The following is an 8832-nucleotide window of genomic DNA, read 5'->3' as shown; positions in this document are numbered from 1 at the left end:
GACGTTCAAGCAGGACGGTATCGGTGGGTTCCGGGGGGGCTACGAGTACAGCCGATCGGCCAACCCGACCCGCACGGCGCTCGAGGAGTGCATCGCGGCACTCGAGGGCGGCAGCCGCGGCTTCGCCTTCGCATCCGGCCTCGCCGGCCAGGACTGCGTCATCCGGTCTCTGCTCGGGCCCGGCGACCACGTTGTCGTGCCGAGTGACGCCTATGGCGGCACGTACCGCTACATCAACAGGGTCGCGCGGCCGGGCGGCATCGAGCACTCGATCGCGCGGATCAGCGACGTCGACGCCGTCCGTGCCGCCATCCAGCCCGGCCGCACGAAGATGGTCTGGGTGGAGACACCGACCAACCCCTTGCTCGGCGTGGCCGACATCGAGGCCATCGGCGCGGTGGCCCACGAGGCCGGAGCCGTCCTCGTCGTCGACAACACGTTCGCCACCGCCTACCTGCAGAACCCCATTGCCCTGGGCGCCGACATCGTCACGCACTCGACGACGAAGTACTCCGGCGGCCACAGCGACGTCGTCGGCGGTGCGGTCGTCACGGCCGGTGAGATCGCCGTCGCGGGCATGGAGGACGCAGCGGAGCGAATCGCCTTCCACCAGAACTCGATCGGTGGCGTCGCGGGGCCCTTCGACTCATGGTTGACGCTGCGAGGGCTCAAGACCCTGGCGGTCCGCATGGAGCGGCACTGCGACAACGCGGAGCAGGTCGTCGACTTCCTGACCGGGCACGACGGCGTGTCCCAGGTCTTCTATCCGGGACTCGAGTCCCACCACAACCACGACGTGGCGGCCCGGCAGATGAAGCGCTTCGGCGGGATGGTCTCGTTCCGGATGCGCAAGGGCGAGGACGCCGCGGTCAAGGCGTGCGCGGCCGTCCAGCTGTGGACCCTGGGCGAGTCGCTCGGTGGGGTCGAGTCGCTGATCGAGCACCCTGCCCGGATGACCCACGCCTCGGTCGCGGGTACTGAACTCGAGGTCCCGGCCGACCTCATCCGCCTGTCCGTCGGCATCGAGGACGTCGGCGATCTCATCGCCGACCTGGAAGAGGCCCTCGACATCCACGGCTGATCCGCGGCGCCACTGCCATGACGATCCTCACGGTCGACTTCGGCTCGACCTTCACCAAGGCTGCGCTCGTCGCCGACGACGGGACGGTCCTCGGCACCGCCTCGACGCCAACGACAGGCACTCAGGGGCGCGGGAGTGGAGACATCCTCGACGGCTACCGCGTCCTGCGCGACCGCCTCGGGGTGCCTCACGGCGCACATGTCCACGCGTGTTCCAGCGCGGGCGGCGGCCTGCGCCTCGCCGTCGTCGGCTACGAGCGCACCGTCACCGCCGAGGCAGGCCACCGCGTCGGCCTGTCCGCGGGAGCGAAAGTGGTCCACGTCGCCGACGGGGCACTGACCACGAGGGAGGTGAGCGGCATCCGGCATGCTCGTCCAGACATCCTCCTCCTCGTCGGCGGCACGGACGGCGGCAACGCGGATGTCCTGCTGCACAACGCTGCCCGCCTGGCCAAGGGCGCCATCGGCGGACACGGCCCTCACGCCGTCCCGATCGTGCTGGCCGGCAACATCGACGCGCGGTCCGAGGCGACCGCGCTGCTCGAGGCAGCCGGGCGGCCGGCGATCCACGCCGACAACGTGCTGCCGCAGATCGGCGTCATTGCGCCCGAGTCCGCCCGGGCAGCGATCCGCGAGGCGTTCCTCCGCCATGTCATCGGTGGGAAGGGCCTGTCGCGGGACGCGGCGTTCGGGCAGATGGTCGAGGCCGCGACGCCCGACGCCGTGCTGCGGGGCGTCGAGGTCGTCGCTGACGTGCGTGGCGGCGGGGACGTCATGGTCGTCGACATCGGTGGTGCGACGACCGACGTCTACTCGGTCATCACCCCCGAGGGGGAGGACGCCAGCCTGCGCAAGGACGTGGTGGCGCCGCTGTGGCACGCGCGCACGGTGGAGGGCGACCTCGGGATGCGGTGGAACGCCGTACACGTCGTGGAAGCAGCCGAGTCCGAGGGCCTGCTCGGGTCCGTGGGTGATCCCGAGGCATTGCGGTCGTATGCCGCCCACGTCCAAGCGCGCCCGGGCTCACTCCCAGCGGACGACGTCGAGCGCCGCCTCGACCTCGAGCTGGCCCGGCTGGCGGCGCTGGTTGCCGTGCGGCGGCACTCCCGACCGGGGCAGCCGACGGAGTCGCCCCGTCCGCTCGCGAACGTGACGACCCTGGTCGGGTCCGGTGGCGTGCTGCGGCACACGGACGAGGCCGGTCGGGCGCACGTGCTCGACGCCGTGCTGGCCGACCATGCCGGTGGCTGGAAGGTGCCGCGCTCGGCGACGGCGACGGTCGACGCGGCCTACCTGCTCTATGCCGTCGGCCTGCTGGACGCCCACGACCCCGCCTCGGCCCGATCGGTCGCCTCGCAGCTCGCCTGACCTGCCGCCATGTCGGGATTCCGGTCCGCAGATGGCGGCAGATCAGGGCTCCGGCTCACCAGCTGCGGGCCCCGGTCCCCAAGTGGCGGAGATCTGTGGCTCCAGCTCGCCACGCGCGGGCCGCGGTCCCGAGATGGCGGGACGGAGGGCTGGGCGGGCAGCGGCCTCGGGAACGAGCACAGCGGCATACATGACGAAAGTGCAGTCCCCGCCCGCGTGGGTTCAGGGGAACTGCACTTTCGGCGGCGACTCAGCTGGTGTAGGGCTTGGCGTCGAGGATCTTGACCTCGATCGTCTTGCCGTTCGGAGCCTCGTAGCTCGTCATGTCGCCGACGGCCTTGCCGTTGACCGCGGCGCCCATCGGGGACTTCTCGGAGAAGACCTGGAGGTCGCCGTCCGCGATCTCGCGGTTGCCGAGGACGAAGGTCTCGTTGTCGCCGAAGATCTCCACCGTCACGATCATGCCCGGCTCGACGACACCGTCATCGGGCGGGGTCTCGCCCACCACCGCGTTGTGCAGGAGCTCCTGGAGCTGGCGGATGCGGGCCTCCATCTTGCCCTGCTCCTCGCGGGCGGCGTGGTAGCCGCCGTTCTCCTTGAGGTCGCCCTCCTCGCGGGCCTCTTCGATCTTGCGGGCGATGTCCAGGCGACCTTCCCCCGTCAGCTGGTCCAGCTCAGCCTTGAGGCGGTCATAGGCCTCCTTCGTGAGGAAGCCAGCGGCAGTCTCGGTCACGGTCACAACTCCTCGATGTACCAGCGCCCACGCGGTGCTCGCGTGGGCGCCTGCTCGTTCAACACACCAATAAAGTGGGTCGGACCGTGCTGCACCAGCATGAAAGGTGAGCGGTCGCGACCCGGGGTGAAAGACCTAGGATAGCAAAATCCACGTCAAAGGCGCACTCAGGGCGCCACGACACAGGTCTTGACGTCCCCCGTCACCGCTCGACTCGTCGTGCGCAACGTCACCGACGTGCGGGCCGTGCCCACTCCAGCCAGCTCCACCGGGACGTCGGTCGTCCCGACCACCGAGAAGTCTCCGGCCAGGGCGTGGACGGTGCAGATGAGGTCCTTCCCGTCGGGGCTGTGCACCTCGAAGTCGACCCACACGCTCCCGTCGTCGACGACCTGGTAGCCCATCGTCTGCCACGAGGGCAGGCCCAGCGTCGCGGACAGGCCGAACCAGATCGCCAGCGCGACGCCGAGGGCGACCCCGATGCTGCCGATGACCCACCACTTGAGGGTTCCGGGGGCGGTGCGGGGGAGCGGCATGTGAGGTCCTGGCCTGATGAGAGGATGGCGCGGTGACTCCGGCCCCGTCGGTCGACGGGTGGGCCGGGGGACCGTCCACGAGACGGTCAGAACGATACGACGAGCCAGATCCATGACGAACAGGGAGCCAGGGAACACGGTGTTCGAGGGCCTGCGGCTGATGGCGGTGCACGCGCACCCGGATGACGAGTCGAGCAAGGGCGCCGCGACAACGGCGAAGTACATCGCCGCAGGCGCGTCCGTCATGGTCGTGTCGTGTACCGGCGGTGAGCGAGGCGACATCCTCAACGAGAAGCTGAAGAACGACCCGCAGATCCTGCGTGACATCGCGCAGGTGCGCCGCGACGAGATGAAGGCCGCGCAGGAGGTGCTCGGCTGCGAGCACACGTGGCTCGGTTTCGTCGACTCCGGACTGCCCGAGGGGGACCCCCTCCCGCCGCTGCCCGACGGCTGCTTCGCACTCGAGGACCTCGACGTCACGACGGAGGCCCTCGTGCGCGTCATCCGCGACTGGCGGCCGCACGTCATGACGACGTATGACGAGAAGGGCGGCTACCCGCACCCGGACCACATCATGAACCACACCGTGGCCATGTCCGCCTTCGAGGCGGCCGGTGACCCGGACCGCTACCCGCATGCCGGCGAGCCGTGGCAGCCGCTCAAGATCTACTACAACGGCGGGTGGACGAAGGAGCGCCTCACCACGATCCACGAGGCGCTGGTGGCCGAGGGCCTGGAGAGCCCCTACGCCGAGTGGCTGGGCAACTGGCAGCCACGGCGCGCCGGCGGCGTCACGACCCGGGTGCAGTGCGGCGACTTCTTCGAGACCCGCGACCGGGCGCTGCTGGCCCACGCGACGCAGGTCGACCCGGACGGCTTCTGGTTCCAGGTGCCGCGCGAGCTCCAGCAGCGCGTGTGGCCCGTGGAGGAGTTCGAGCTCGCCATCTCCTACGTGCCGGTCGAGCTGCCCGAGCAGGAGCTGTTCGACGGGCTCGGCTCGGCTGCGGAGGCGGATGCGCTGGCCAAGCGCGGGCAGCTGGAGCTCGCCTACGACGGGCGGCTCACCCCGGACGACGAGGAGCGGTTCGACCCGGCTGAGCGGGTCGAGCACCCCAACGAGCCGGCGGAAGGAGGCGAGGACTGATGAGCGACGGCAGCACCCTGTCGATCGGACCGGGCGTGTGGGGGTTCCTGGCCCTCTTCGTGCTCGCCATCGCGCTCTGGCTCCTCGTGCGTAACATGAACGCCCGGTTGCGGCGCATGGCCTACCGCGAGCACGAGCGCGTCGAGACCGAGCGCGCCGCTGACGGTGCCACGGCCGAGCCGGGCGTCGACAGGGACGGCACGGGCGACACGGGCGACACGGACGACACTGACCAGGGACCGGAGACCACGGAGAGGGGCTGATCACCGCCGGCGCCGACACCCACTCCTGACTGTTGAGGGTTGACTGGTGAGGGTTGCCTGTTGGGAAAGGGGTCAGGCCAGCGAGGGGGCGGCCACGATCGCCAGGGCCACCGCGCTGAAGTGGGCCGTGAACCCGCCGAGCGTGAACGCGTGGAACACCTCGTGGAAGCCGAACCAGCGCGGTGACGGGTTCGGTCGCTTGGCGCCGTAGACGATGCCGCCGGCGGTGTAGAGCAGGCCGCCCAAGGCGATGAGCGACCCCACCAACGGGCCACCGGACCTCCAGAACGGCACGACGTAGAACACCGCCGCCCATCCCAGGGCGATGTAGAGCGCGGTGTAGAGCCAGCGCGGTGCGCTCGTCCACGCGATCCGGAAGGCCACCCCGGCGATGGCCGCGAGCCAGATGATGGTCAGCAGCAGGCGGGCCTCGTCGCCGGGCAGGAGCGTCACGGCGAACGGCGTGTACGTGCCGGCGATGATGAGGTAGATGTTCGAGTGGTCGAACCGCTTGAGCAGAGCCGCCATCCGTGGCCCCCAGGACCCGCGGTGGTACACGGCCGACACACCGAAGAGGAGCGTGGCGCTCACGGTGAACACGGCGCACGCCGTCCGGACGGCGCCGGGATCCGAGAGGAGCACGAGGACGATACCGCCGACCAGGGCGACGGGAAACATGCCCAGGTGTAGCCAGCCCCGCAGCCGGGGCTTGACGGCGGCGACGAGGTCGGAGACGGCTCCTGCAGGTCGGTTCGGCTGCTCGTCCATGTCGACCAGTGTACCTACGCGACCGTAGGTTACGCGCCCGTAACACCCTGGCCGGCCCACCGGGACACCCCGCGGTGGCATCGTCGGCGCGGAGTAACGTGGGATGCGGCCCACGGCCGGGGCCCCATCGCGACGACGAGGCGAGGGAGACTCAGTGGGTTGGCGGGATCTGGTCTACGGCGCGTACGAGCGCCGCGTGCTCCGGGACCTGCCCCGCGAGTCCTTGCCGCGACACGTCGCCGTCATGCTCGACGGCAACAGGCGGTGGGCCAAGGCCCGGGGCGCCGGCACCGCGCACGGCCACCAAGCCGGGGCGGACAAGATCGAGGACCTGCTCGAGTGGTGCGAGGAGGCGGGGGTCGAGTACGTCACGCTGTGGCTGCTCTCGACGGACAACCTGCGGCGCGCCGAGGAGGAGCTCGGACCGCTCCTCAAGATCATCGAGAACGCCGTCGCGGACCTCGCCGCAACCGGTCGATGGCGACTGCGGCTGGCCGGGGCGGCCGACCTGCTGCCCCAGGAGACCGCAGAGAGCCTGCAGCGCTCAGCCGCGATGACAGAGGGCGTCTCGGGCATGACGGTCAACATCGCCGTGGCCTACGGGGGGCGGCGGGAGATCGCCGACGCCGTCCGGGACCTGCTCCTCGACCATGCAGCCAAGGGGGAGACCACCGAGGAGATCGCGGCAGCCCTCACGGCCGACGACATCGCCGAGCACCTCTACACGAAGGGGCAGCCGGATCCCGACCTCGTGATCCGCACGTCGGGGGAGCAGCGGCTGGGCGGCTTCCTGCTCTGGCAGAGCGCGACCTCCGAGTTCTACTTCTGCGAGGCGTACTGGCCTGACTTCCGCCACGTCGACTTCCTCCGCGCCCTGCGGGCCTACGCCGAACGGCACCGCCGACACGGTGCCTGAGGGCCCGGAGCGGCGGGTTCTGCGCACTCGATGGGGCGTGCGGGAGGGGGCGGGAGGCTCGCTGCGTCGGGAGGTCAGCTCAGCGGCATACGGCTGAAGGGTGGGTGAACGCTGTGCGACACGGGGGCCAGATGATGTGCGAACCCGGCCCGGCGACGTACCGTCGAGGCAGCGGAGACACCCGTCCCCGCTGCCAGGAGGCCCGCGGATGAGGCAGACGCTTCGGACGGAGGGCCGGGTGCGGCCCCACCGGTGCAGGGCCACCCGGTACCTCGCGAGCGAGTAGGCGCGACGAGCGCGCCGGCAAGGAGCGGACATGGCCTCGAAGACCCAGGTGGGACACCAGGTCTCCAACGACACCACGACCTCGTCCGACGCAGTGCCGGGTCGCCGGCGCTCCACTCGCAGGCGCGTGCCGGACCGCAAGACGTACGTCCTCGACACCTCCGTCCTCCTGTCGGACCCGAGGGCCATGCTCCGCTTCGCCGAGCACGAGGTCGTGTTGCCCGTCGTCGTCGTCACCGAGCTGGAGGCCAAGCGCCACCACCCGGAGCTCGGCTTCTTCGCGCGGCAGGCGCTGCGGCTCCTCGACGACCTGCGGATCAGCGAAGGACGCCTCGACAAGCCGGTCCCGGTCGGGGACGACGGGGGCACGCTGCGGGTCGAGCTCAACCACACCGACCCCATGGCGCTGCCGGCCGGTTTCCGGCTCGCCGACAACGACACCCGGATCCTCGCGGTGGCCAAGAACCTGGCCAACGACGGCTGCGACGTGACAGTGGTCAGCAAGGACCTGCCGATGCGGGTCAAGGCCTCGGCCTGCGGGCTCGACGCCGAGGAGTACCGGCACGAGCAGGGCGTCGACTCCGGGTGGACCGGCATGGACGAGCTCGAGATCACCGTCGAGCAGCTCGACCAGCTCTACGACCGCGGACGCATCGAGCACGCAGGCGCCGCGGAGCTGCCCTGTCACACGGGCCTCGTGCTGCTCTCGCCGCGTGGGAGCGGCCTCGGGCGCGTTGGGCCCGACAAACAGATCCGGCTCGTGAAGGGGGACCGTGACGCGTTCGGGCTGCACGGTCGGAGCGCCGAGCAGCGGATCGCGCTCGACCTGCTCCTCGACCCTGACGTGGGCATCATCTCGCTCGGCGGTCGCGCCGGGACCGGCAAGTCGGCACTCGCCCTGTGTGCCGGGCTCGAGTCCGTCATGGAGCGGCGCGTCCAACGCAGGGTCCTCGTCTTCCGACCGCTCTTCGCGGTCGGCGGCCAGGAGCTCGGCTACCTGCCCGGCACCGAGCAGGAGAAGATGAACCCGTGGGGCCAGGCGGTCTTCGACACGCTCAGCGCCCTGGTCTCCCCGGAGGTCGTCGACGAGGTGCTGGACCGCGGGCTGCTCGAGGTGCTGCCGCTGACCCACATCCGCGGCCGAAGCCTGCATGACGCCTTCGTCATCGTCGACGAGGCGCAGTCGCTCGAGCGGAACGTCCTGCTCACGGTCCTTTCACGGATCGGCCAGAACTCCAAGGTCGTGCTCACGCATGACGTGGCCCAGCGGGACAACCTGCGCGTCGGTCGGCATGACGGGGTGGCCGCAGTGATCGAGAAGCTCAAGGGACACCCGCTCTTCGCCCACGTCACGTTGACGAGGAGTGAGCGCAGCCCGATCGCCGCACTCGTCACCGATCTCCTGGAAGGCCCGGACGCATGACTGGCCTGATGAGGGCGCAAATGTGACCTGCCTCACATGGCAGATCGCGTTTGCCGCAGCCTCGATGGTGGACGAATGGTCTCGGACGGGTAACCTTCCGCTCAGTCCCTCCACAGGTCCGGCTCCGTGCATCGGGGGAGATCCGCGTGCGGATCCCACGGAGCCCTGACCGCAACGACACGTCGATCAGGAAGGTCGAGCCCCTCCCCATGGCCCGGTACGTAGGTCGCCATCGAGCCCAGCCACCGAAATCGGCACGATCCGTCCCCCCAGCACACTCCGCAGCTCGCCCACCAGCCCACCGGCCGCCGGCCCA

The 8832-nt window shown here is 70.3% G+C and carries 9 protein-coding genes; 6 read left to right on the top strand and 3 right to left on the bottom strand.

All coding sequences use genetic code 11. From position 1 onward, the window contains the following. Nucleotides 1–1081: cystathionine gamma-synthase (locus VJN29_RS16130; RefSeq protein ID WP_324144655.1), on the top strand; the 1081-nt coding region annotated here is incomplete at its 5' end. 17 nt (nucleotides 1082–1098) lie between these two features. After that, nucleotides 1099–2448, top strand: a complete 1350-nt coding sequence (locus tag VJN29_RS16125; protein ID WP_324144654.1) for a glutamate mutase L — start codon at nucleotides 1099–1101, stop codon at nucleotides 2446–2448. Between the two features lie 250 nt (nucleotides 2449–2698). On the opposite strand, the gene greA is transcribed toward VJN29_RS16125, so the two are convergent. Together greA and VJN29_RS16115 are read right to left on the bottom strand one after the other, a co-directional pair. Further along, nucleotides 2699–3181, bottom strand: a complete 483-nt coding sequence (greA, locus tag VJN29_RS16120; protein WP_324144653.1) for a transcription elongation factor GreA — start codon at nucleotides 3179–3181, stop codon at nucleotides 2699–2701. Nucleotides 3182–3348: 167 nt separating this feature from the next. After that, nucleotides 3349–3717: a DUF4307 domain-containing protein gene (locus VJN29_RS16115; RefSeq protein ID WP_324144652.1), complete on the bottom strand. Its 369-nt coding sequence runs from the start codon at nucleotides 3715–3717 to the stop codon at nucleotides 3349–3351. 160 nt (nucleotides 3718–3877) lie between these two features. On the opposite strand from VJN29_RS16115, the gene mca reads away from it, so the two are divergent. Together mca and VJN29_RS16105 are read left to right on the top strand one after the other, a co-directional pair. After that, entirely contained in the window at nucleotides 3878–4861 is a 984-nt protein-coding gene (mca, locus tag VJN29_RS16110; RefSeq protein ID WP_414654395.1) for a mycothiol conjugate amidase Mca, read from the top strand. Next, the gene (locus VJN29_RS16105; RefSeq protein WP_324144650.1) at nucleotides 4861–5124 is read left to right on the top strand and encodes a hypothetical protein; all 264 of its coding nucleotides are present in this window, start codon (nucleotides 4861–4863) and stop codon (nucleotides 5122–5124) included. The genes mca and VJN29_RS16105 overlap by 1 nt, the downstream gene beginning before the upstream one ends. Nucleotides 5125–5196: 72 nt before the next feature. Here the strand turns inward: VJN29_RS16105 and trhA are convergent, their stop codons facing one another. Then, nucleotides 5197–5892: a PAQR family membrane homeostasis protein TrhA gene (gene trhA / locus VJN29_RS16100; RefSeq protein ID WP_324144649.1), complete on the bottom strand. Its 696-nt coding sequence runs from the start codon at nucleotides 5890–5892 to the stop codon at nucleotides 5197–5199. 154 nt (nucleotides 5893–6046) lie between these two features. On the opposite strand from trhA, the gene VJN29_RS16095 reads away from it, so the two are divergent. Together VJN29_RS16095 and VJN29_RS16090 are read left to right on the top strand one after the other, a co-directional pair. Beyond that, nucleotides 6047–6808, top strand: coding sequence for an isoprenyl transferase (locus VJN29_RS16095; protein ID WP_324144648.1), 762 nt, complete (start codon nucleotides 6047–6049; stop codon nucleotides 6806–6808). A gap of 472 nt (nucleotides 6809–7280) precedes the next feature. Next, entirely contained in the window at nucleotides 7281–8516 is a 1236-nt protein-coding gene (locus tag VJN29_RS16090; RefSeq protein ID WP_414654394.1) for a PhoH family protein, read from the top strand. Nucleotides 8517–8832 lie beyond the last annotated feature (316 nt).

Origin of the sequence: Intrasporangium sp., from assembly GCF_035280925.1 — a bacterium.
Classification (GTDB): Bacteria; Actinomycetota; Actinomycetes; order Actinomycetales; family Dermatophilaceae; genus Intrasporangium.
This window is presented reverse-complemented; position numbering and strand designations above follow the sequence as displayed.